At 61.8% G+C, this 22,157-nt stretch carries 20 protein-coding genes; 13 read left to right on the top strand and 7 right to left on the bottom strand.

Annotated elements, in window-relative coordinates; translation table 11 throughout:
- Positions 1–240 precede the first annotated feature (240 nt).
- The gene (locus QA642_RS42065; RefSeq protein WP_283082052.1) at positions 241–1,926 is read left to right on the top strand and encodes a caspase family protein; all 1,686 of its coding nucleotides are present in this window, start codon (positions 241–243) and stop codon (positions 1,924–1,926) included.
- Between the two features lie 289 nt (positions 1,927–2,215).
- Here the strand turns inward: QA642_RS42065 and QA642_RS42060 are convergent, their stop codons facing one another.
- The 6 genes from QA642_RS42060 to napE form a co-directional block, all read right to left on the bottom strand.
- The gene (locus tag QA642_RS42060; protein ID WP_283082051.1) at positions 2,216–3,331 is read right to left on the bottom strand and encodes an ATP-dependent RecD-like DNA helicase; all 1,116 of its coding nucleotides are present in this window, start codon (positions 3,329–3,331) and stop codon (positions 2,216–2,218) included.
- Positions 3,332–3,609: 278 nt separating this feature from the next.
- Entirely contained in the window at positions 3,610–4,272 is a 663-nt protein-coding gene (locus tag QA642_RS42055; RefSeq protein ID WP_283082050.1) for a NapC/NirT family cytochrome c, read from the bottom strand.
- A complete protein-coding gene (locus QA642_RS42050; protein ID WP_283082049.1) occupies positions 4,269–4,739 on the bottom strand; it encodes a nitrate reductase cytochrome c-type subunit in 471 nt (156 codons plus the stop codon). The genes QA642_RS42055 and QA642_RS42050 overlap by 4 nt, the downstream gene beginning before the upstream one ends.
- Entirely contained in the window at positions 4,736–7,249 is a 2,514-nt protein-coding gene (gene napA, locus QA642_RS42045) for a nitrate reductase catalytic subunit NapA (protein ID WP_283082048.1), read from the bottom strand. The genes QA642_RS42050 and napA overlap by 4 nt, the downstream gene beginning before the upstream one ends.
- A gap of 16 nt (positions 7,250–7,265) precedes the next feature.
- Positions 7,266–7,580: a chaperone NapD gene (locus QA642_RS42040; RefSeq protein WP_283082047.1), complete on the bottom strand. Its 315-nt coding sequence runs from the start codon at positions 7,578–7,580 to the stop codon at positions 7,266–7,268.
- Positions 7,581–7,605: 25 nt separating this feature from the next.
- The gene (napE, locus tag QA642_RS42035; RefSeq protein WP_027532529.1) at positions 7,606–7,791 is read right to left on the bottom strand and encodes a periplasmic nitrate reductase, NapE protein; all 186 of its coding nucleotides are present in this window, start codon (positions 7,789–7,791) and stop codon (positions 7,606–7,608) included.
- Positions 7,792–8,007: 216 nt separating this feature from the next.
- Between napE and QA642_RS46685 the strand changes: the two genes are divergently transcribed.
- The 4 genes from QA642_RS46685 (at position 8,008) to QA642_RS42020 (ending at position 11,238) form a co-directional block, all read left to right on the top strand.
- Positions 8,008–8,634, top strand: a complete 627-nt coding sequence (locus tag QA642_RS46685) for an acyltransferase family protein (protein WP_349253823.1) — start codon at positions 8,008–8,010, stop codon at positions 8,632–8,634.
- The gene (locus tag QA642_RS46680) at positions 8,634–9,227 is read left to right on the top strand and encodes an acyltransferase family protein (protein ID WP_349253822.1); all 594 of its coding nucleotides are present in this window, start codon (positions 8,634–8,636) and stop codon (positions 9,225–9,227) included. The genes QA642_RS46685 and QA642_RS46680 overlap by 1 nt, the downstream gene beginning before the upstream one ends.
- Positions 9,228–9,321: 94 nt before the next feature.
- Positions 9,322–10,527: an LLM class flavin-dependent oxidoreductase gene (locus QA642_RS42025; protein WP_283082046.1), complete on the top strand. Its 1,206-nt coding sequence runs from the start codon at positions 9,322–9,324 to the stop codon at positions 10,525–10,527.
- A gap of 216 nt (positions 10,528–10,743) precedes the next feature.
- Complete coding sequence (locus tag QA642_RS42020) at positions 10,744–11,238, top strand: septal ring lytic transglycosylase RlpA family protein (protein ID WP_027560958.1); 495 nt, start codon at positions 10,744–10,746, stop codon at positions 11,236–11,238.
- Positions 11,239–11,410: 172 nt separating this feature from the next.
- Here QA642_RS42020 and QA642_RS42015 read toward each other — a convergent pair whose 3' ends face one another.
- Positions 11,411–11,572 (bottom strand): hypothetical protein, encoded by a 162-nt coding sequence (locus QA642_RS42015; RefSeq protein ID WP_283082045.1) that lies wholly within the window; start codon positions 11,570–11,572, stop codon positions 11,411–11,413.
- Between the two features lie 394 nt (positions 11,573–11,966).
- Here QA642_RS42015 and QA642_RS42010 point away from each other — a divergent pair, with 394 nt between their 5' ends.
- The 8 genes from QA642_RS42010 to QA642_RS41975 all read left to right on the top strand — a co-directional run bounded on the left by QA642_RS42010 (position 11,967) and on the right by QA642_RS41975 (position 22,141).
- The gene (locus tag QA642_RS42010; protein WP_283082044.1) at positions 11,967–12,749 is read left to right on the top strand and encodes a helix-turn-helix transcriptional regulator; all 783 of its coding nucleotides are present in this window, start codon (positions 11,967–11,969) and stop codon (positions 12,747–12,749) included.
- A gap of 488 nt (positions 12,750–13,237) precedes the next feature.
- Positions 13,238–13,585, top strand: a complete 348-nt coding sequence (locus tag QA642_RS42005) for a hypothetical protein (RefSeq protein ID WP_283082043.1) — start codon at positions 13,238–13,240, stop codon at positions 13,583–13,585.
- A 355-nt stretch (positions 13,586–13,940) separates the two neighbouring features.
- Positions 13,941–14,957 (top strand): acyltransferase, encoded by a 1,017-nt coding sequence (locus QA642_RS42000; protein ID WP_283082042.1) that lies wholly within the window; start codon positions 13,941–13,943, stop codon positions 14,955–14,957.
- Positions 14,958–15,005: 48 nt separating this feature from the next.
- A complete protein-coding gene (locus QA642_RS41995) occupies positions 15,006–16,679 on the top strand; it encodes a hypothetical protein (protein WP_283082041.1) in 1,674 nt (557 codons plus the stop codon).
- 624 nt (positions 16,680–17,303) lie between these two features.
- Positions 17,304–18,161 (top strand): L,D-transpeptidase, encoded by an 858-nt coding sequence (locus tag QA642_RS41990; RefSeq protein ID WP_283082040.1) that lies wholly within the window; start codon positions 17,304–17,306, stop codon positions 18,159–18,161.
- A gap of 337 nt (positions 18,162–18,498) precedes the next feature.
- Positions 18,499–19,737: a hypothetical protein gene (locus QA642_RS41985; RefSeq protein ID WP_283082039.1), complete on the top strand. Its 1,239-nt coding sequence runs from the start codon at positions 18,499–18,501 to the stop codon at positions 19,735–19,737.
- 223 nt (positions 19,738–19,960) lie between these two features.
- Entirely contained in the window at positions 19,961–21,127 is a 1,167-nt protein-coding gene (locus QA642_RS41980) for a cytochrome P450 (protein ID WP_283082038.1), read from the top strand.
- Between the two features lie 57 nt (positions 21,128–21,184).
- Complete coding sequence (locus QA642_RS41975; protein WP_283082037.1) at positions 21,185–22,141, top strand: AraC family transcriptional regulator; 957 nt, start codon at positions 21,185–21,187, stop codon at positions 22,139–22,141.
- The last annotated feature ends 16 nt before the right edge of the window (positions 22,142–22,157 follow it).

The following is a 22,157-nucleotide window of genomic DNA, read 5'->3' as shown; positions in this document are numbered from 1 at the left end:
CGCGTTTTCGCGTCATCCAAGATACGGGCACAGCCGGCGATTGTTACGCCGTCAGGCACACGAGGCTGTGAAGACCGCCGACTGAGACGGCCGGCTTGGCGAGATGTGGAACTCCGGGCTAAGAGCATGATCCGGAAAAGTGTGAAGCGGTTTTGCGCAAAGATCATGCTCAAACAACAGATGAACCCGCGCGATCGACGATCGACTTAGAAAAGTGGTGGCTGGAGCTGACCTGACAACATGCTGCGCGTCGTTTCCCTGACCCTCGTCGTCCTCGTCGCGGGGGCCGCGATCGCCGCGGCCGAGCCGCAAGCCGGCGACGATCTCGCCATTTGCCGCGACCGCCAGGGCGAGGCCCAGGCACGCGCGACAGCCTGCGACAATCTGCTCAATGCCGACCGTGTCACCGGCAAGGACAAGGCCATTGCGCTGTCCGTGCGCGGCAATACGCTGCTCAACAAGCGCGACTACGTCCACGCGATCGAGACCCTGTCCATGGCCATCGACCTCGATCCGGACTACGTCATCGCGCTCAACCTCCGCGGCCTCGCCTATGAGCGCAAGGGCCAGGATGATCTCGCGATGGCCGACTACAACCTCGCGCTCCAGAAGCGGCCGACCTACGGCGTGCCCTACAACAATCGCGGCGTCATCCAGTTGCGCCGCGGGGCGATACAAAGCGCAATCGACGATTTCAACCTGTCGATCAAGTACACGCCGAAATTCCTGCTCGGCTGGACCAACCGGGCCCGCGCGCGCACCTTGATCAAGGATTACAACGGCGCGATCGCCGATTTCGCCGAGGCCGAGAAGATCGATCCGGCCGCGCCGCAGATCGCCAGCAACCGCTGCATCACCTATGGCCTGATGGGCAAGTACGACCAGGCCTTTGCCGATTGCAACGCCCTGATCGAGCGGCAGCCGAAAAACGTCTACGCGATCAACAATCGCGCCGACGTCAGCATGATGAAAGGCGATCTCGACGCCGCGCTGAAGGACTTCAACACGGCGATCCAGATCAATCCGAACAATGTTCGCGCCCATTCCGGCCGCGGCCAGATCTACGAGCGGAAGAAGGATCTCGCCCAGGCCCGCGCCGACTATCGCTCGGCGGCCTATTCGCTGACGAATTTCGACGAGATCGACGTCGCGCGCGCCCGCGCCATCGCGCGGGAGCGGCTCGCCGCGCTGACGCCGCAGGCGCCCGCCGGCGTGGGTGGGCGCCGCGTCGCGCTCGTGATTGGCAACGGCGCCTATAAGAACGTCCACGCCTTGCCCAATCCGCCGCGCGACTCCAAACTGATCGCGAACGCGCTGCGCGATGTCGGCTTCCAGACCGTGATCTCCGTCAGCGATCTCACCCGCGACAAGTTCTTCGAAGCGCTGCAGAGGTTCGCAGCCGAAGCGGAGAAGGCTGACTGGGCCGTGGTCTATTACGCCGGCCACGGCTTCGAGATCGGCGGGGTGAACTATCTCGTTCCCGTCGACGCCAAGCTCGCTGCCGACACGGACGCCGAGAGCCAGGCGGTTGCGCTTGAGCAGGTCATCGCCGCCGTCGGTGCTGCGCGAAAGGTGCGCCTGGTAATGCTTGATGCCTGCCGCGACAATCCGTTTGCGCCGACCATGCAGCGCACGCTGTCGCTGAAGCTGGTCGACAAGGGCTTTTCCAACATCGAGCCCGGCGCCGGCTTCATGGTGGTCTACGCCGCCAAGCACGGCGAGACCGCGATGGACGGCGACGGCGGCGCCGACAGCCCCTTCGCCACCGCGCTCGCCCGCGAGATCAAGGAGCCGAAGGTCGAGATCCGAAAGCTGTTCGACATCATCCGCGACGACGTCTGGGCCGCCACCAAGCACGAGCAGCAGCCGTTCACCTACGGCTCCCCGCCGGGCCGCGAGGATTTTTATTTCGCGGCGGGAAAGTGAGGACGGCGTGTGGGATGGCGGAGCGTCAATCTCCGCTGTCGTCCCTGCGAACGCAGGGACCCATAACCCCAGGGAGAAGTGCGGGGCAAGGCGCCCACTCCGAGTCGTCGCAAAACATCTTCCTGTGGGTATGGGTCCCGGATCTGCGCTTCGCTTGTCCGGGACGACAGCGGAGATTGAGGCAGCGGCGCCGTAGGGTGGGCAAAGCGAAGCGTGCCCACGCATTTTATCGTTTATGAGAGAAACGGTGGGCACGGCGCTGCGCGCCTTTGCCCACCCTACGCCAGCGTCACACGACGATGCTCAACCGCTTCGCCGCCCGCGTGATGCCCGTGTACAACCACCTTGCCCGGCTGTCCTGAAACGCAAAGCTCTCGTCGAACAGCACGACGTCGTCCCATTGCGAGCCCTGCGACTTGTGCACGGTCAGCACATAGCCGTAGTCGAACTCGTCGTAGGGCTTGCGCTGCTCCCAGGCGATCTGCTCGATGCCGCCCTCGAAGCAATCGGCGCGCACCGAGACCTTCGTCACCTTGTGCCCGAAGTCCTCGTCCGGCGACAGCCGCATCGAGAGGATGCGCGATTTAGAGCGCGAGGTGTTGCGCGACTTGACGCGCCAGAGGCCGCCGTTGAACAGGCCCTTCTTGCGGTTGTTGCGCAGGCACACGAGCTTGTCGCCAGCGACGGGAAACTGGTCTTCGATGTTCTGCCGCTGGCGCACCCGCATGTTGTAGGCGCGCCTGGTGTTGTTGCGGCCGACCAGCACCTGGTCGGCGCCCATGACGCGATCGGGATCGAGCTCTTTGCGCGACACCACCTCGCTCTCGCCATAGCGGCCGATGTCGAGCTCGCGGCCCTCGCGCACGTCCATCGACATCCGCACGATCGGATCGTCCTGCGCCTGGCGGTGCACCTCGGTCAGCATCGCGTCGGGCTCGGAATTGGTGAAGAAGCCGCCGCCCTGGATCGGCGGCAGCTGCGCGGGATCGCCCAGCACCAAGAGCGGGCAGTCGAACGACATCAGGTCGCGGCCCAATTCAGCATCGACCATCGAGCATTCGTCGATCACGATCAGCTTGGCCTTGGACGCCGGCGCGTCGTCCCACAATTCGAAGCTCGGCTGCTCCTCGCCGGATTCGCGGGCGCGGTAGATCAGCGAATGGATGGTCGAGGCCTCGTCGCAGCCCTTGTTGCGCATGACGAGCGCCGCCTTGCCGGTGAAGGCGGCGAATTTCACCTCGCCGTCGACGCCCTCGGCGATATGCCGCGCCAGCGTGGTCTTGCCGGTGCCGGCAAAGCCGAACAGGCGGAACACCGGCGGGGTGCCGCCTCGTCCGGGTTTTGCTTTCAGCCAGTCGCCAACGGCCTTGAGCGCGGCGTCCTGATGCGGGGTGAAGGTGGCCATGTCTGTCTTGAGGAGGGGCGAAACGAGGCGATTCGCCGTCTCCCAAAACTAACCATTCGCCCCGCCCGTTCAAGCGCGGGGCTACTCCTACTATTAGCAGGCAATCCCATATATGCCGGCGCAAGAGGTCGTCATGCCCGGGCTTGTCCCGGGCATCCACGTTCTTGGTGCGGCGTGGCTAGGCGTGGATGGCCGGGACATAGGCGAGCGGAAGCGACGCCGTCCTTCGGACGGCTATGCCCGGCCATGACGCGGTAGAGGCTTTGGCCGCGATGCGGCTACTGCCAGCCGGGAACGCCACGCATGTCGGGCAGGTGGTGCGCGATGCCCTTGTGGCAATCGATGCAGGTCTTCTCGCCGGTGAACAGGAAGCGCTGGTGCGCGACCGATGCCCGCGGCGACTGTTTGGTGATGTCCATGGAATCGGCGCTGTGGCAGTTGCGGCATTCCAGGGAATCGTTGGCCTTGAAGCGCGCCCATTCATGTGCGGCGAGCTCGAGCCGGTGATCCAGGAATTTTTCGCGCGTATTGATCGTGCCAAAAATCTTGCCCCAGACCTCCTTGGAGGCCTGCATCTTGCGCGCGATCTTGTCGGTCCAGTTGTGCGGCACGTGACAATCGGGGCAGGTGGCGCGCACGCCGGAGCGGTTGGTGAAGTGGATGGTCGACTTCAGCTCGGCGTACACGTTGTCCTTCATCTCGTGGCAGCCGGTGCAGAATTTCTCGGTGTTGGTGAGCTCCAGCGCGGTGTTGAAACCGCCCCAGAAGATCACGCCGGCTATGAAGCCGGCGAGCACCAATGTGCCCAATGCGAACACCGTGCTCGGCCGCGTCAGCACGCCCCAAAGCTCGAGCGCGAAGTCCCAGCTTCGCGCGATGAAGCCGCGCTTGGCCTTCTCCTGCTCCAGCTTTTCGTTGGGCCCGTCAGCAGTCGTCGTCATCGCCGGCCACCCGGGCTTGCGCGCGACAGCAGCGTGTCGATGTCGGTGAAATCGTTGCTGACAGGCGGCGTCGCGGTGTTCTGCGGCACGTGGCATTCGGTGCAGAAGAAGCGGCGCGGCGAGATCGAGGCCAGGAACTGGCCGTCGCGATCCATGAAATGCGTGATCGAGACCATCGGCGCCTGCGATTCCGCCGTGCGCGCCCGCGCATGGCAGGACAGGCATTTGTTGCCGTTGAGGTCGATCTGGTAGCCGTCGATGGTGTGCGGAATGACCGGCGGCTGCTCCGGATAGTTGCGCGACTCCCGCTCGGACGTGTTGCGGTTCGGCAGCATCGGCGGCGCCGGGCCCTCGTCATTGAGCGGGGCCGGGCCGCGCAGGCCCGACGTCACGGTCTGCGCGGTCAGCGAGCTCGCGCCGGCCGCGATCGCGACCGCGAGCAGCGCTATGCCAAATCGTTTCATCATGACTGGGTCACCCGCTCGATGCGCACGGCGCATTTCTTGAAGTCGGTTTGCAGCGAGATCGGATCGGTGGCGTCCAGTGTCACCTTGTTGATCAGCTTGGATTCGTCGAACCACGGCACGAACACGAGACCCTTCGGCGGCCGGTCGCGGCCACGCGTCTCGACGCGGGCGCGGATGTAGCCGCGGCGCGAGACCACCTTCACCTCGTCGCCCCGCCGCACCTTTATGTCCTGCGCGTCGTCAGGATGCATGAAGCAGACCGCTTCCGGGAATGCCTTGTAGAGCTCGGGCACGCGGCGCGTCATGGTGCCGGAATGCCAGTGCTCCAGCACGCGGCCGGTCGAGAGCCAGTACGGATAGTCGTTGTCGGGCGATTCCGCCGCCGGCTCGAAAGGCAACGCGAAGATGCGCGCCTTGCCGTCGGGATAGCCGTAGAACTGCACGTCGGTGCCCTGCTTGACATAGGGATCGCTGCCCTCGCGGAAGCGCCACTTCGTTTCCTGGCCATTCACCACCGGCCAGCGCAGGCCGCGCTCTTTGTGGTAGCTCTCGAACGGCGCGAGGTCATGGCCGTGGCCGCGGCCGAACTGGGCGTATTCCTCGAACAGGCCCTTCTGCACGTAGAAGCCGAACGCCTTGGATTCCTCGTTGGCGTAGCCTTCCTCGATCTCCGAGGTTGGAAACTTGTCGACCTGGCCATTTTTGTAGAGCACGTCGAACAGCGTCTTGCCGCGAACCTCCGGCTTCTTGGCGATCAGCTCCTCCGGCCACACCTCCTCGATCTTGAAGCGTTTCGAGAACTCCATGAGCTGCCAGAGGTCGGACTTGGCTTCGCCCGGCGCATTGACGAGCTGGTGCCAGAACTGCGTGCGGCGCTCGGCATTGCCATAGGCGCCTTCCTTCTCCACCCACATCGCGGTCGGCAGGATCAGGTCGGCGGCGAGCGCCGTCACGGTCGGATAGGCGTCCGAGACCACGATGAAATTGTCGGGGTTGCGGAAGCCCGGATAGGTCTCCTCGTTGACGTTGGGGCCGGCTTGCAGGTTGTTGTTGACCTGCACCCAATAGGCATTGATCAGGCCGTCCTTCAGCATCCGGCTCTGCAGCACGGCATGGGCGCCGTTCTTGTCGGGGATGGTGCCTTCGGGCAGCTGCCAAATGTGCTCGGCGTGATCGCGATGCGCCTTGTTGGTCACGACCATGTCGGCGGGCAGGCGGTGCGAGAAGGTGCCGACCTCGCGCGCGGTGCCGCAGGCCGAGGGCTGGCCGGTCAGCGAGAACGGGCTGTTGCCGGGCGAGGAGATCTTTCCGGTCAGAAGGTGGATGTTGTAGACGAGGTTGTTGCACCAGACGCCGCGGGTGTGCTGGTTGAAGCCCATGGTCCAGAACGAGACCACCTTTGTCTTGGGATCGGCGTAGAGCTCGGCGAGCGCCTCGAGCCGGTTCAGCGGCACGCCGGACATCTTTGCCGCCTTCTCCAGCGTGTAGTCCGACACGAACTTGACGAACTCGTCATAGCTCATCTCGGTGGAGTCGTTGGCCTTCGCCGCGCCCGTCGCCTTCTTCTGCAGCGGATGCTCGGGCCGCAGGCCATAACCAATGTCGGTCTGTCCGCGCCGGAAGATGGTATGGGCGTTGACGAAATCCTTGTTGACGCGGCCGGTCGTGATGATGTGGTTGGCGATGGCGTTGAGGATGTAGAGATCGGTCTGCGGCACGAACACCATGCCGATGTCGGCGAGGTCGAACGAGCGGTGCTCGAAGGTCGAGAGCACGGCGACGCGGACATGCGGCGCGGAGAGCCGGCGGTCGGCGAGGCGCGTCCACAGGATGGGGTGCATCTCCGCCATGTTGGAGCCCCACAGCACGAACGCGTCGGTGGCCTCGATGTCGTCATAGCAGCCAGCCGGCTCGTCGATGCCGAAGGTCCGCATCATGCCGGCCACGGCCGAGGCCATGCAGTGCCGCGCATTGGGATCGATGTTGTTGGTGCGGAAGCCGGCCTTGAACAGTTTTGACGCCGCATAGCCCTCCCAGATCGTCCACTGGCCGGAGCCGAACATGGCGACGCCGTTCGGCCCGCGCTTCTTGATCGCCTCCTTCCACTTCGCCTCCATGATGTCGAAGGCTTCGGTCCAGGACACTGGCGTGAAGTCGCCGTTCTTGTCGTACTTGCCGCCGCTCTTGCGCAGCATCGGCTGCGTCAGGCGGTCATGGCCGTACATGATCTTGGAGAGGAAGTAGCCCTTGACGCAGTTGAGGCCGCGATTGACCTCGGCCTTGATGTCGCCATGGGTGGCGACGACGCGGTTGTCCTTGGTCGCGACCATCACCGAGCAGCCGGTGCCGCAGAAGCGGCAGGCGGCCTTGTCCCATTTCAATTCGCTGTTGTCGCGCTCGGTGACGAGATTGGCGGCAAGCGACGGCGCAGGCATGCCGGCAGCGGCGGCCGCGATGGCGGCGGCTTCCAGCTTCAGCATCTGGCGGCGGTCGAGCTTCGGCGATGTCATGACGGCTCTCCGGCCCTTAAGTCGTTTCGATGGCGTGGAAGACGAGCGCCGCGGAATAGACGTGGCGCAGCGACTGGATGGTGTTGAGCAGGGTGCCGAGGCTGCCGGCATCCGGCGCCTCGGTCACGACGACGAGTTTTCCGCGCGGATCTCGTCCGTGAATTTCGCAGCCGGGAAGTGCGGCGATCTCGGCTGCCAATTCGGAAAGGCGCTCGGGGCGCGCCTGCACGACGATGCTGGCGATCTCGCAGCCGGGCGGGGAGATGACGCGCTCGGTGCTGAGCACCCGGCCGGTGATCAATGCGCGGCGGTTGAGTGTGGTTTGGGCCATGATGCCTGTCTTTCGCTTGTCGGGATCAATGCGGGGAGGGCGGCGGGCCGGGCGGACCGGCGAACATCTGGTAGATCCAGACGCCGAGGCCGTAGGAGCCGACCGTTCCGACCGCGAGGACGGGCATCACGACCGCGGTCAGGAACAGGAAGGCGAAAATCTCCATGCGCTTACGGCGCACGCGCGAGGTCGTGTCGTCAGGGGCCGACATATTCGGTCTCTCTGAAATGGTATTGGGAATCGGGACGGCATCCGGGCCGTTGCCTTGCTCCACCTTAAATGTAGCAGGACCGCTAACGCGTTGATCTGGATCAAGCTGTCCGGTTGCAACGAGGGGGCGCCGCCACGACCACAAGCGCAAGTTTAGATTGTGCAGGCGCGAAGGCGATGCGAGAGTTGAGTTCCCTGACGGAGACGACAAGGTGTGATGCCCGCCGTCGCCCCGACATCAGAACGGCTCCACGCTCTCGATGCGCTCAGGGGCGGTGCGCTGTTGCTCGGCATCGTCCTGCACGCGACATTGTCGTTCGTGCCTGCCACGCCCCGGTTCTGGTTCATCCAGGACACCCATCCAAGCCTGCTCCTGGGCCTGTTGTCCTTCACCATCCACGTCTTCCGGATGACCACCTTCTTCCTGATGGCGGGTTTCTTCGCGCGCATGAGCTTTCATCGCCGGGGCACCAGGGGTTTTGTCCGGGACAGGCTGCAGAGGATTGGACTGCCGCTCGTGATCGGTTGGCCGATCCTGTTCGTCCCGATGAGTCTCATTGCGATCTGGGCGTCTCATTTCCCGAATGGCGGTTGGTCCCGCAGCTGGCCGCCGGTGCTGCCGAATTTCCCCCTGACCCATCTCTGGTTCATCTATGTGCTGCTCGAGCTCTATGTCGCCATGCTGCTGCTGCGCGGCGCATTTGTCTGGTTCGATGCATCAGGCGCGTGGCGCGCGGTGATTGATCGCCTCTTCGCAGGGATCATGAGAAGTTCGGCGGCCCCCTCGTTCTGGCGATCCCGATCGGCATCGCTTTCTGTCTCGACCAACGCTGGATCAATGTGATGGGTGTGAGGACGCCTGATCAATCGCTCATCACCAATGCGCAGGCCTGGATCGGCTTCGGCACCGCCTTCGCCGCCGGCTGGCTGCTGCATCGGCAGATCGACCTGCTGCGGCTCATCGAGCGGCGCTGGCTTGCGCACCTCCTGCTCGCGATCGTCCTGATCTTGATCAGCTTCGTGCTCTCAGGTGTGATGTTGTCTGCGCCGGGCGCGCCGAAATTGCCCATCAGTTTCGCGACACTCAGGCATGTCTCCGCCGTTCTCTACGCACCGGCGATATGGATTGCGACCTTCGCGGTCATGGGGCTCGCGCTTCGCTTCATGTCGGGCTTCAGCCCGACTCGGCGCTACCTCGCCGATGCCTCCTACTGGCTCTATCTGATCCACATGCCAATCGTGATGGCGCTCCAGCTCGTGCTGTCGCAACGCGACTGGCCCGCTTTGGTCAAGTTCGCGATCATTCTCGTCGTCGCGATTCCGCCGATGCTGGCGAGCTATCATCTGATGGTGCGCTTCACCTTCATCGGCGCGGTGCTGAATGGCCGCCGCGCGGAAAAGCGCGTTCTCCCGCGCAGCGGAATTGCGACTGCGTAGACAGTGCCGCCCCACCCATTAAGATGCCCGCAACGAGAACAAGCGGGCAAGAAACTGGACAAGAAAACCGGGCAAGAAAACTGGGAGAGGCGTCATGAAGTTCGGCATCTTCTACGAGCTGCAGCTGCCGAGGCCCTGGGGCCCCGGGGACGAGCTCGCTCTCTACCAGAATGCGCTCTCGCAGATGGAACTCGCCGACAAGCTCGGCTACGACCATGCCTGGGTCGTCGAGCATCACTTCCTCGAAGAATACTCGCACTCGCCGTCGCCGGAATCCTTCCTCGCAGCTGCGAGCCAGCGCACCAAGAACATCCGCCTCGGCCACGGCATCCTCCAGCTCACCACCAACCATCCCGCGCGCGTCGCCGAACGCGTCGCGGTGCTCGATCTGCTCTCCAACGGCCGCTGCGAATTCGGCATGGGCGAGAGCGCGTCGATCACCGAGCTGACGCCGTTCGGCCGCGACATGGAGACCAAGAAGGAGGTGTTCGAGGAGGCCGTCGCCGCGATCTTCCCGATGTTCAAGGACGCAGGCAGCGAGCACTACGGCAAGTATTTCGACATCCCCTTGCGCAATGTCGTGCCGAAGCCGGTGCAGAAGCCGCATCCGCCGCTCTGGATGGCCTGCTCGCAATTGCCGACCATCGAGCGCGCCGGCCGTCACGGCTTTGGCGCGCTCGGCTTCCAGTTCGTCAGCGCCGATGCCGCGCATGCCTGGGTGCACGCCTACTACAACGCCATGACCAAGCGGCTGCACAAGCTTGCCGACTACGGCATCAATCCGAACATGGCGCTGGTCTCGTTCTTCATGTGCGCGAAGACCGACGAGGAAGCTCGTGCGCGCGCCGACGGCGCCACCTTCTTCCAGTTCGCGCTGCGCTTCTACGGCGCCTCGCAGAATCGCCAGCGTCCCGCGCCCTACACCGTCAACATGTGGGACGAGTACAACAAGTGGAAGCGCGACAACCCGGAAGCGCAGGAGGCTGCGCTGCGCGGCGGTCTGATCGGCTCGCCCGAGACGATCCGAAAGAAGCTGAAGCGCTTCCAGTCCTCGCATATCGATCAGGTCATTCTGCTGAATCAAGCGGGCAAGAACAGCCACGAGCACATCTGCGAATCGCTCGAGCTGTTCGGCCGCGAAGTGATGCCGGAATTCCAGAATGATCCTGCGCAGGCCGCGTGGAAGCAGGGCGTGATGAGCGGCGAGATCAAGCTGGAAGAGATCGACACGCAGGCTTTCACGGATCGCTACGGCAAGCTCGCGATCAATGTCGCACCAGCCAAGGCGGCGGCGGAATAGGCTGTTCGTAAGGTCATGTTGCTGACGCATTCTCTGTCTTAACCGGCGACAACGTAAAACACTGCGTGGGAACCACTTTGGTTCGCACGACGGTTCCATAGCCAAGGGGTTGGCACGATTCCGTAAAAGTCCGGTGCAAGCTTGATGAACGCGTCCGCGTTCGCTTTGCGCTGTTTGCGGTGTCGGGAACCGGCGATCTAAAAAATCACAGGAGTTATGATGTCGTTCCGCTCGAGCGCCGCAGTTTGCGGCGCCCTGGTTGCGCTTGCCGTTTCTGTTACCGTTGCCCGGGGTGAAACGCGTGGGGTTCCTTCAAGCACCGTCGTTGATGCCGCTTCCGGAAATGCAGTCGTCGGCGCTGCATCCATGTACAATCCATTCAAGCCCGGCAAGGAGGAGGGCGGGCCGAGCACAGCTTCCGGCGAGCGCTATAATCCCTCGGAGTGGACCGCGGCCATCAAGACGAGTCTGCGCAGGAAATTTGGTGGGGTCCTATTTGGTGAGCGGCCGAAATACGCCCTCGTCGAGGCCGTCGGCAAGAAGGTCATCGTCAAGATCAACGACGTCGGACCACTCAGGCCCGGCCGCATCATCGACTTCAACGAGCGCACGATGCGGCACTTCGATCCAAGCCTCGAGCGCGGAGTCATCCAGGACGTCAAAGTCAGCCCGCTTTCAGGCGACGACTGGACACCGGGGCCGGTGGGCTGAACGTCTCACGCGAGAGAGGTCGTGTACGTCTCGGACAAATCGTTTGCTGGGACGATCGTATGACGGACTGGCGAAGCGCGATGAAGTTTGATGCGGCAACGGGGGAGGTGCGCTCGCTCTCCCGCTTGCGGGAGAGGGTGTCTCCGCAAGCGAGAACCCCAGCCGTTCCGCTTCAGCTGCTGCCGTACTGGTCTTGATCGTAGGACTGCAGGATCCGGACAAAATCAGCCATGCTGGATTGATCCCGGTTTTCGGCAACGACCGCAACCTCTGCATGGGATGTGGACTGGCTTCCTTGCCAGAACCGCATCAGGAGATCGGCGATGTTTCTCATGGCGTACTCTCTGCGGCCAAGCGTGGCAGTAGACACCAATTGAGCGGCAGCGCGCCGCTAAAGCATGATCCGGAAAAGTGCGAAGCGGTTTTCCGGATAGATCGTGCGTAAAACCTAAAGGTCGAGAAAGGCCGGCGGGCGCTACGCCGCCGACCCTGCCCCGCAACTGCCGGCTCGCAAGACCGGTTCCGTTGCTTCTCACTCTGGATTTATTGGTAGCATCAGGCACTCGGATGGCGCCATTGCGCAGGGGTATGGAGGGGCCATACTTAGGTAGGCTTGGACTAGTGAATCGGAATCGGTCGACCTAGCCGCTGCGTACGGCGGCCTCGCCGGCTTCCGGTAAAATCCTCTTGCTGCTATCCTCCAACAAAAGCGTCTGACGGAGGAAGCAATGCGATCCCATGGGGCAGGCTCAGGCTTGGCGGCGGGTGACGTCACGTCCGCAGTGCTCGCCATCGGCCGCCCCGATTTCCCGAAGGTCCTGATCGACACGCTGCGCCGGCAGGCCGGAGTCGGCCATTGCATGGTGTTCGCGCTGACGCGTGCCGGCGCGGCGAGCTGTTTGCTCGATGCCGGCAACATCCCGACCGGCGCCGATCTCGGCGCGGCCTATGCCGGGCAATTCCACGAATCCGATCCCAATCGCGATGCGCTGTTCGAGGGCGAGGGCGGTGCGCCGATCATGCTGCCCGCGTTCGCGCCGCGCATGTACAGTGCGCGCTACCGAAAAATCTTCTTCAACGATTCCGACATCGTCGACAAATGCGCCACCGCGATCTGGACTGGCGACACCTGCTTCTACGTCAATTTCTACCGCATCACGTCCCAGGGCCGCTTCGGCGATGCCGAGCGTGCGCGGCTTCAGGCGATTGCGCCCGCGATCGGCGCCAGCGTCGCCCGTCATTTCCAGCAGGCCGCAACGCCGGACCAGAACCTCGCCGCGCTGTTCGCAACGCGCGCGCCGCTCTGCGCGCTGACGCCGCGCGAGCAGGAGGTCTGCCGCCATATCCTGCTCGGCTTCAGCTCCGAGGCGATCTCCCAAGGACTCGGCATCAGCCTGCATTCGACCCTGACCTACCGCAAGCGCGCCTATGAGCGGCTCGGCATCTCCTCGCAGAACGAACTGTTTGCGATCGTGCTGCGCCTGCTCGCGGGGCCTCACGGTCTGAACTGAGATAGACTCCAAGTCCGCGATATCGGCTTCCGAGAGCAAAGCGGACAGGCCGTCTGCCGCCAGGATCCTCGCGCTTCGACCCGAAGCGGACGTTTGCGCGCCGGAAAGCCGCCGCAGCCGAGCAACGGCGCAAAGAGATTGAGGCCGCTGTTGCGAAGGCTCTGGCCGACAAGCAGGCAGCAGAGAAGAAGCCCGGCTCCGAAGCCGCTGATCGGAAGCAGGTTGAATCGTCGCCATCGAAGCCGCAAGCATCTGGCCAAGTATATTGCAATTCTGCCGGATGCCGTCCGGTCGGCAAAGGGTGCAGGATAGAATCGGCTCCCATCGGCATGGATGGTGCCTCGGTGATGGCTGGCCGGATGAGAGAAGTGTGCAATTGATCGCCGTGCATGTGCTTGGGTGTCCTGTGACCCAAGCAGCCTCGCGGTTCGGAACTTTGCCGATGCCTCGTCGTTCCCGGTGAGCGGGCACGAACGTAGGCGGATGTTATGAAATGGATGCTGGTAGTTCTGGTAGGCGGCGTCTCTCCCGTCAACACCGATCTGGTGTTCGATAGGTTCAGCGACTGTCTCGCCGCCGAGGAGCAGATGCGACAGCACTATGCCGATGCGTTCGATGCGTGGGACCGCATGGCTGCGGCAAGGATCGACCGGCGCAGGGACTACAAAAAGGCCCGCGATGTTGAGGCCAAGCGACTGCTGAGCAACGTGGGGACGTGTGTCCCGCATGGTGGCGGCGATCAGCAGACGGTCACCACTCCGCAGCAGCAACCTCCTGCTCCATCTTCGCAGCAGCCTGCCACGCCATCCCCGTCGCAGCCGACGCCGCGAACTTAGCGGCGTTGATGCCCTGACACCCCAGACGGCGCTTCGAACTTCGCCGCGCTGTTCGAACTGTTTGCGATCGTGCAGGGCCTGCTCGCGGGGCCGCGCAACCTGAACTAACGGGGACTCCAAGTCCGCGATATCGGCTTCCGAGGGCAAAGCGGACAGGGCCTCTGCCGCCGGGATCATCGGCTTTTGCCCCGAAGCCGACCTGGCGGATACCGCTCGGACCCCGGTTTGATGCACCTCCTTTGATATCTTCTCGCATCAATACAACCGTTCGTTAATATTTTTCCCGCTTAGATTGTTTTGTGTTTGGAATGAACGTGTTGGGGCCGTTTTGCGGGTCTTCGCGGGTGTACAGGCAATGCGCGGCATTGCTGCGCTGTCGGTGGTCTGCGGACATGCAATCAGTGCGCGACCCGATATGGTCGGGTCGAGGCTCGCCGAGGGCGCACTGACCATTCTTGCGAGCGGCGTCGATATCTTCTTCGTGATTTCCGGCTTCATCATCGCAATCACTGCGACGACACAAGACAACCCGCTGGATTTCGTTTTCAGACGAGCCATTCGGATTTATCCGGTCTACTGGTTCGTGTTGCTGGCGGCGTTGATCAGTTCCTGTTGGATCGATCTGTCGCCGGAGAAGCGCCCGGCGCTTGACCTCGGACTCATCTTCGCGTGGACATATCCCAACTGGTACCTCGCGCCAGCATGGTCACTTGCTTTCGAGCTGCACTTCTATGCCGCGGTCGCGCTCATCCTGGCGATCAAGCCGAACCGACTATTCGAGCTCTTGTTCGCGGCGCTCGGCGTGGTCATCGTTGCTCTCGTCCTCCACCTGCAGATTGGAATCTACTCCCATCCAATGGTGCTGGAATTCGGCGCCGGAGTTAGCATCGCCTCTCTCGCGAGAAACGGCGGATTGCGATTTTCGCGCCGTCTTCTAACCATATCTGCGGGCCTGTTCGTGGCCGGCTGGTACTGGATCTTCGTGCACGGATCGACCGATCCACAATTCGCACGCGTCCTGACCTATGGCCTTGGCGCAGGATTGCTCATCCATGCCGTGATAGCTGCCGAGATCGAAGGGCGATCCTTCTCGCCGGTCTTGCAATGGCTCGGGAAGATTTCGTACTCGCTGTATGTCGTCCATTACCTGCTGGTGAATGGGATCGCCGACCTTTCCGGGTTGTGGCGACTATCCACCGTCGGGACAATCATCGCCAGCATTCTGCTTTCCATCGGTTTCGCGTCCGCCTTGCACGTCGTCATTGAAGCGCCGATCCTCGATTGGGGACGCAAGTTGAGTCTGATGCACAGTAACCGGTCGACGCCCGACCGGTGCCATAAAGAGCCCCGCCAGCATGATCGTCTGCGCTAGTCCGGGACTGCCTCAATGATCCTCTTTCGATGACATGGCAGGCGTGAGATGAACCGTGAGATTCGAAACTCGAACACTAAAATTGCGATCGCAGTGCCGATTGCAATGCAGGTGGCGATCACGATGGCTGTAGTCCTCTTAGTCGGAACACGGGGATGGGACGACGGCGCGATCACACTCGCTTACTCGAAGACCTTCGCTGCGACCGGCCGCATCGCACTGACGCCGCTTTCGGAACAGGCGGAGGGGTTTTCCACTATCGCGTGGTTCCTAATTAATTCGTTCGTGGCCCTGTTCCAGCCGAGCTTTGCTACTGCCATCGCCATTGCTCAGGGCATGACGGGGCTCTTTTTCTGCCTTTCGATCCTTCAGATCTGGTTGCTAACCAAGGATCTTAAACTCGACAAGTCCGCCTCGGCCCTGTTGCTCTCGACTTACGCTGCTCTCGGAATGTCTCTGAGCGAAATCGCGAACGGAATGGAAATGCCGCTCTTGTGTTTCACGGGAGTTGGAGTCGTGCGGAATTTATATTTTCGCCCAAATCTGTTGCGGGCAGCAGCCTTCGGGAGTGTGTTCCTCCTTACTCGTTTTGAGGCAATGGTCTACTACGCATTCATCCTTGCACCGCTTTTATACGAGCGCCGGACCAAAGACTTCGTAATCCTGGCGCTTACAGGCACGGCAGTGCTGGGTGGGACAGAGGCCCTGCGGCTCTGGCTTTTCTCGGATTGGGTTCCTAACACCATCTACGCCAAAATGCAGCCTCCCTATCACGGAGACAACCTGAGGGAGTTAGTCAAAAAGGTCTCTGCGGCATTCGAGGTCGTAAGGGCGATGCCACTGTTGTTCTCGTCCATAGCTATCATAGTGTATTTGCACTTTGCTTGCTTTTTAGACGCGTTTAATCAGCGAACGGAGCTATTCACCAAGTCATTATATCTCTTTGCCCCCATGTTCGGAGTAATTGCGTTCAACTCTGCAATAGGGACTAATTGGGGTTACGTGGGGCGAATGCAAACGCTCGCTTTCCCGTTTGCACTTCTTCTATTCGCATTTTGGTCTAAGAAACTTGAGTTGTTTCGCAGTGAGCTGCAACGCTCATATGTTTTGATTGCCACAATAGTTACGGTTGTAGTCAGCTGGTGGTCAAGCGCCAAGCCTCCGCTCTCGCAAGCTTATCTGACAATCAGATCACAGGCACAGTCTGCTCCACTCGGTGTAACGCCAGCATCCTACCGACTGACCGGACTTGCCGTGGATCGGATCCGGGAATTGACAGGCAGGGCGAGTATTAGCTTTCTGACGCCAGACGTGGGTGGTGTCGGCCTTTGTTGCTCACGCGTGAGGATCGTGGATTTAGGCCTTCTCGCGAACCGAATCCTTGCCCATCAAGGGTACGGCGCACTCGACGAGGTCATATCTACCGAGCGCCCCGAGGTAATCGAGGCCCATCAGATGTGGGCAGAGATTCCAATGCTCCACAAGCTAGCGTCATTTACTCGGTCATATGAACCCCTCATCATTGACAGCACACGAATGTATGTTCGTCGTGACGTAGCAAAAGAACTGTTGGTGAGCGGGGTTGCTGTAACTTGCAGCCTAGAGGATAAGGACTGCCGGTCGCGGGCGCTAATTGAGCACCGGTATGCGCTTTATTCGACTAAGGATGACGACTTCGAGTTCCTGAAGAGGGGTTATTTTGTCGATGTCAATTCGCGTTGAAGGAGGCATTTTCGGCAGAGCCGATTGCGCGGCGGCGTGGGATTCAGCATTGGTCCGCACCGCCGCCGCTGCTGTATTGGAAACCAAAAGTGGCACTACCGTTTGAAGAAGCGCCGACGATCTGGCGCTCATCCTTGTGCTTCCGTGCGAGCATTTTGCGGTGTAGGAGCCGTCGCTGTAAAGAAATCCCTCACTATGTGCTGGCGCTACCAAACAGAGCGCGCCAAGAGCTGTAATTACTCTCGCCACATTCGAAGAAGATCACACGCACTTTTCCAAAGCTCGCGGCTTCCTTGTTGGAGAGAATGAGATGCAAGTTCTGGAGTCCGCTAATGGGCCGTTAGCTGTCCTCCGTCTCGGGCGTCAAAATGTCGGCTGTCGGACTGAGAGCGGGCCAAGGTCGGAGCGTGTCCGCTCCGCCGGGCGATTCTGATCTTCGGTGGTTTTCGCAATGGAAGCGCGTCGTCCCCGTCGCGACATAACCAGCAATACGCCCATTGTTCATGTTGCCGAACAAGAGCTCGCGTTAACCATAGCGAACGGCTCCCTTCTGAGCGACATCGCTTCGAAGTTTCTTAAATTTTGCTGGGTACCTCTTCCAGGCACAGTGACCTGGGGAAAGATATGGGTAAGCGGGCCAAACGTGGAAAGGCGGAGACGCTTGCACTGCCAATGGCCGCAAGAGTTGCGATTGGTGCCGTGGCCGTCGCCGCATTGGGGTACGGCTTGCTGTCTGGCTCGGCGAGCAATCAGCCGATGCAGAAGCCGCCCGCGACCCAAGCCAGGGCGTCGTCAACGCCGGTTTATGTGGCAACTCCAGTTCATGCGCCGGCCCCGGCCCCAGCCCCGCTTCCGGCCTCGGCGCCTCTGGTCGAGCCGCCAAAAGCCGCTGACGGTCCCGGAGCATTGGTCCGCCAGGTGGTTGACTACGCCAGCCACCAGGCGCCGGGCACCGTGATCATCGATACCGGAAACACATTCCTCTATTTCGTCCTGAACGACAGGCAGGCGATGCGCTACGGCATCGGTGTCGGCCGCGAGGGTTTCACATGGTCCGGTGAGCAGACTGTGGCCCGTAAAGCAGAATGGCCGGATTGGCATCCGCCCACGGAGATGATCGGGCGTCAGCCTTATCTGCCGCGGTTCATGGCAGGCGGTCCCGGCAACCCGCTCGGCGCCCGGGCGATGTATCTGGGCGAGACCGAATATCGCATTCACGGCACCAACAACCCCGATACGATCGGGAAGCGGGTGTCGTCCGGCTGTATCCGACTGACCAATGACGACGTCGTAGACCTCTATGAGCGGGTGAAAGTCGGAGCGAAGGTGATCGTGCTTCCGGCAACCGCAGCCCGCCGGCCTTCCCAGGGCGCGCCGACCGACGCCGCGTTCCGGTTGCCGGACCCGGCATCGCCGAAGCGGCCCTTGGCGGCCAACGCGCAGATGCTGTCATCCGGACCGAGGATCGCCGAGGCCCAGTAACTCGGTCCGCCGTCCTCGGTCTGCAACTGAGGACGAGGAGGCAATTCAAGACGTCGCGTTTAAGCTGGCTTCCCGCCTCAGCGAACGTTCGCTCATGCGTTTGTCGATGTCCGCCGTTGCGGAATCGCGGATCAATCAAAGCGAGCGGTTCATCGCTTCGATGGCTTGGGATGGCATCGTATCATCCCGCCCTATCGAGGGGGCGGCGGATGAGGCCCGGTACTTGAATTGGACGACTTCGGTCGCAAAAACCTCGTTCACGGCCCTCGGAATGTGAGGCACTTCGCAGACAGATCTACGGGCGCGTTGTCAACTCGGGGGAGGAGCGAGTCCCGACATGAGACGTCGCGATTTTGTCACGCAACTTGCCGGTGCGGTGGCGGCTTGGCCAATCGCGGCGCTTGCCCTTGCATTTGCGAACTCCAGAAGCCTCGCGCAGGCAGCCAAGAACGAGCTGAGTAGCGAGGCTCTTCGGCTTGAATTCGACAAGGAGAAATGGCGCGACGAACGTGAGATGCGCGCGCGCGAGCTTGCTCTCAAGGAACGAGAGCTTTCGCTTCGCGAAGGCGAGCAAGTCAGCTCTAAATGGTTCAATCCTCTCTTTGTCGCGATTTGCGCCGCCGCTCTGGCTGCATTGGGAAACCTCTTAGTCACCTTTTTCAACGGGAGGACCCAGCTGAAGCTTGAGACGAGCAAGGCGGAGTCCACGCGTATTCTTGAAATGATCAAGACCGGCGACACCGAAGCCGCGGCCAAGAATCTGGAGTTTTTGCTCGGAGCAGGCTTGGTGGTCGAGACAGATCTAGCCACCTCTCTTCGAGAGTATCTTGATCGTCGGCAGCCGGGTAAAGGTCCGTCGCTACCATCGCCGGGACGATTTGCCTTTGAGTCTACAACTGATCTGACAGCGGACATTCAAGCCGAGCTCCAGGAAAAACTCGAGGCATACATTGCTTACCTCGACAAGATTGGTTCGCCGCCTGACCTGGTTCAGGCGAAGATCAAGATTGGTACGGTGCCCGGGCACTATGCCCAATACCAAAATAACACGCTCGAAATCGACTCTAGGATCGCCCGCGATGCTTTTGTGGCCTTGCGGGAATATAGCCATCACGCTCTGACGTCCAAAACCAACAATCCATGGACGGGAAACTTCGCCGGGATCGAGTCGGGCCTTGCCGACTACTTTCCGGCAAGCTTCTTGAACAACCCGCGGGTGGGTGAAATTTCCGCTGAGGTCATCCGCCCCGGTCAGCCATATGTCCGCTGCCTCGACAACAGACTGAAGTTCAAGGCAACAAAGGCTTTGAAAGATGATCCCTGGACTGCCGGCGAAATTTGGGGCGGTGCGTTCTGGGAAATGCGCAATCGGCTAACCGGGGATGTGATTGATCCGATACTTATGAAGGCATGGCGATCTTTGTTGGACCACCCCTCCAACACCAGCGCGCCAAAGGCGTTTGCAACCGAGGTGCTAGCCGCTGCAAAGTTGAACCAGCACGACAAGACGATCCAAACGATTCTGCGAAATCGCGGATTTTCGCTTGATAAGGCAGCGTCCACCCCTGGTCCTTAGACGCGGTCGGTAGACGCCTTGCGCAAGCTTTGCCGATGGCGGCTCGATCCTTCGGCCGTGAGCAGCTATAGGCGCAGGCCATGCCGACGATCCTTTGCGCGGCGTGATCCCTTCCCGATGCTTAGCCGAACCTTTGCTTCCTGTCCCTATCGCTAGGGACAGACGCCGGCGCGGTGGTGCGCTAGTCTCGCCTGGAGGAAACGAGAACCCAGGGGAGCCAGCCTTGAGCACCGCGCCGCGCATCGACATCGACCCGGCTGCGTTCTGGTCCTATCCGTATCCGATGCTCGCCAAAATGCGCAAGGAGGCGCCGATCGCCTTCGTGCCGCAGCTCGGCTCGACGCTGCTGACGAGCCGCGACGACATCTCGATCTCCGAGAAGCAGATCGACGTGTTCTCCTCGCACCAGCCCGCGGGCCTGATGAACCGCCTGATGGGCCACAACATGATGCGCAAGGACGGCGAGGCGCACCAGGTCGAGCGGCGCGCGATGTTTCCGACGATCTCGCCGAAGACGGTGAAGGCGCACTGGACCGCGCTGTTCCAGGCCCATGCCGACCGCATCATCGATGCGATCGCGCCGGGGCGGATCGACTTCATGCGCGACTTCGCGCTGCCGTTCTCCGGCGAATGCCTGAAGTCGATCACCGGCCTCACCAATATCGGCTTTGCCGACATGGATGCATGGTCGCAAGGCATGATCGAAGGCATCGCCAACTATGCCGGCGATCCCGCGGTCGAGGCGCGCTGCCATGCGGCGACATCGGGCATCGATGCTGCGATCGACGACATCCTGCCGGTGATGCGCAAGCATCCCGACCAGAGCATTCTTGGCGTGCTCCTCGCCTCCGGCATGGCGATGGAGAGCGTGCGCGCAAATGTAAAACTCGCGATCTCGGGCGGCCAGAACGAGCCGCGCAAGGCCATCGCCGGTACCGTGTGGGCGCTCTTGACCCATCCCGAGCAGCTCGATCTGGTCCTGCGCGGTGAAGTGTCCTGGCTCCAGGCCTTCGAGGAATATGCCCGCTGGATCTCGCCGATCGGCATGTCGCCGCGGCGCATCGCAAAGCCCTGGAGCATCCGCGACGTCGCGTTCGAGCTGGACGAGCGCGTGTTCCTGATGTTCGGCTCCGCCAATCGCGACGAGACGCATTTTGAGCGCGCCGACCAGTTCGACCTGCGGCGCGACACGTCCAAGAGCGTCGCCTTCGGCGCCGGCCCCCATTTCTGCGCCGGCGCCTTCGCCTCGCGCGCCATGATCGCCGATGTCGCGCTGCCGACATTGTTCGCGCGCGCGGCGCGGATCGAGATCGCCGACGACGAGCCGGTGCGGATCGGCGGCTGGGCCTTCCGGGGCTTGCAGAATTTGCCGGTGAGGTGGTTACATTAGGGCCTGGATCCGGGACAACGATTTTATCGCCGAGACCGTACGGACGAGGAGGCGGACATGTCAGATTCGGATGGGCAACAGCGCGCCGCGCCACCGCCGCCAGCAGGACCTCCCGTCGCCATGTTCAGTGCGCCCGGACACCGCGATACCGTCTGGTCCGATGTCAAGGGAAGCGTGCTTCAATCGCGGCAGATCAGGTGGGCCGGCGGGATCGCCGCCGCGCACCGCATCGGCAAAGTCACTGGCGCCGCTGAAATTCGCACGCGATCGCTCGCGCTGCAATTTTCGTGGAACTCCGGCTATGTCGAGGCGGATGCTGAATCAGGCAAAGAGCTTCGTGCCTACAAGAACAGGCCTCGATACGGCCTGATCCTGCCGCCCGAGACAGCCGTGGAATTCCGGATCAAGGAGAAGTCGAATTATCGTTTCCTGGCGATCGAGTTTGAGCCGGAATACCTGCTCTGCACCGTCGAGCTCCAGCACCGCCACGACGTCGAGTTCGTGGAAGCGTGGGACTATAACCACCCTCTGACCTGGGAGCTTGCGCAGATCATCTCCGCGGAATGCGAAAGCGAGGCGCGGCAAGGCCTGTTCTATGCCGAGACTGCCGTCACACTGCTCGCCTTGCATGTCTTCCGAAGTTTTTCCAACCATCCGGACGCGGTCGCCTTCGTGCGTCGAGGCGGACTTGCGCCGAATGCGTTGCGCCGCGCCTGCGAATACATGGTTAGCCGTCTGGCCGATGACCTGTCGCTGTCCGAGGTCGCGAGCGCGTGCAATCTGTCGACGTCGCATTTCTCGATCGCCTTCAAGCAGTCGATGGGGATCGCACCACACGCATGGTTGCGCCGCCAGCGCATCGACAAGGCCAAGGTTCTGCTCCGTCACCGCGAGATGAGTCTCGCGTCGATCGCGAAGCTTGTCGGTTTTGCAAATCAAAGCGCATTCGGGGTCGCCTTCAAGAAGGAGACGGGCCTCAGCCCGATGGCGTGGCGGCGGATGCATTGGCTGTGAAACCGCGCCGGCTTCG

This window comes from Bradyrhizobium sp. CB2312, assembly GCF_029714425.1.
Classification (GTDB): Bacteria; Pseudomonadota; Alphaproteobacteria; order Rhizobiales; family Xanthobacteraceae; genus Bradyrhizobium.
This window is presented reverse-complemented; position numbering and strand designations above follow the sequence as displayed.

Excerpts from the sequence above, each read along its gene's own strand:
- QA642_RS42020 (WP_027560958.1), top strand. The coding sequence starts at position 10,744 with ATGATGTCGTTCCGCTCGAGCGCCGCAGTTTGCGGCGCCCTGGTTGCG.
- QA642_RS42060 (WP_283082051.1), bottom strand. The coding sequence starts at position 3,331 with ATGGCCACCTTCACCCCGCATCAGGACGCCGCGCTCAAGGCCGTTGGC.
- QA642_RS42065 (WP_283082052.1), top strand. The coding sequence starts at position 241 with ATGCTGCGCGTCGTTTCCCTGACCCTCGTCGTCCTCGTCGCGGGGGCC.
- QA642_RS42055 (WP_283082050.1), bottom strand. The coding sequence starts at position 4,272 with ATGACGACGACTGCTGACGGGCCCAACGAAAAGCTGGAGCAGGAGAAG.
- QA642_RS41995 (WP_283082041.1), top strand. The coding sequence starts at position 15,006 with ATGAACCGTGAGATTCGAAACTCGAACACTAAAATTGCGATCGCAGTG.
- QA642_RS41985 (WP_283082039.1), top strand. The coding sequence starts at position 18,499 with ATGAGACGTCGCGATTTTGTCACGCAACTTGCCGGTGCGGTGGCGGCT.
- QA642_RS46685 (WP_349253823.1), top strand. The coding sequence starts at position 8,008 with ATGCCCGCCGTCGCCCCGACATCAGAACGGCTCCACGCTCTCGATGCG.
- QA642_RS42025 (WP_283082046.1), top strand. The coding sequence starts at position 9,322 with ATGAAGTTCGGCATCTTCTACGAGCTGCAGCTGCCGAGGCCCTGGGGC.
- QA642_RS46680 (WP_349253822.1), top strand. The coding sequence starts at position 8,634 with ATGGGTGTGAGGACGCCTGATCAATCGCTCATCACCAATGCGCAGGCC.
- QA642_RS42000 (WP_283082042.1), top strand. The coding sequence starts at position 13,941 with ATGCGCGGCATTGCTGCGCTGTCGGTGGTCTGCGGACATGCAATCAGT.
- QA642_RS42050 (WP_283082049.1), bottom strand. The coding sequence starts at position 4,739 with ATGATGAAACGATTTGGCATAGCGCTGCTCGCGGTCGCGATCGCGGCC.
- QA642_RS42040 (WP_283082047.1), bottom strand. The coding sequence starts at position 7,580 with ATGGCCCAAACCACACTCAACCGCCGCGCATTGATCACCGGCCGGGTG.
- QA642_RS41990 (WP_283082040.1), top strand. The coding sequence starts at position 17,304 with ATGGGTAAGCGGGCCAAACGTGGAAAGGCGGAGACGCTTGCACTGCCA.
- QA642_RS41975 (WP_283082037.1), top strand. The coding sequence starts at position 21,185 with ATGTCAGATTCGGATGGGCAACAGCGCGCCGCGCCACCGCCGCCAGCA.
- QA642_RS42010 (WP_283082044.1), top strand. The coding sequence starts at position 11,967 with ATGCGATCCCATGGGGCAGGCTCAGGCTTGGCGGCGGGTGACGTCACG.
- QA642_RS42005 (WP_283082043.1), top strand. The coding sequence starts at position 13,238 with ATGAAATGGATGCTGGTAGTTCTGGTAGGCGGCGTCTCTCCCGTCAAC.
- napA (WP_283082048.1), bottom strand. The coding sequence starts at position 7,249 with ATGACATCGCCGAAGCTCGACCGCCGCCAGATGCTGAAGCTGGAAGCC.
- napE (WP_027532529.1), bottom strand. The coding sequence starts at position 7,791 with ATGTCGGCCCCTGACGACACGACCTCGCGCGTGCGCCGTAAGCGCATG.
- QA642_RS42015 (WP_283082045.1), bottom strand. The coding sequence starts at position 11,572 with ATGAGAAACATCGCCGATCTCCTGATGCGGTTCTGGCAAGGAAGCCAG.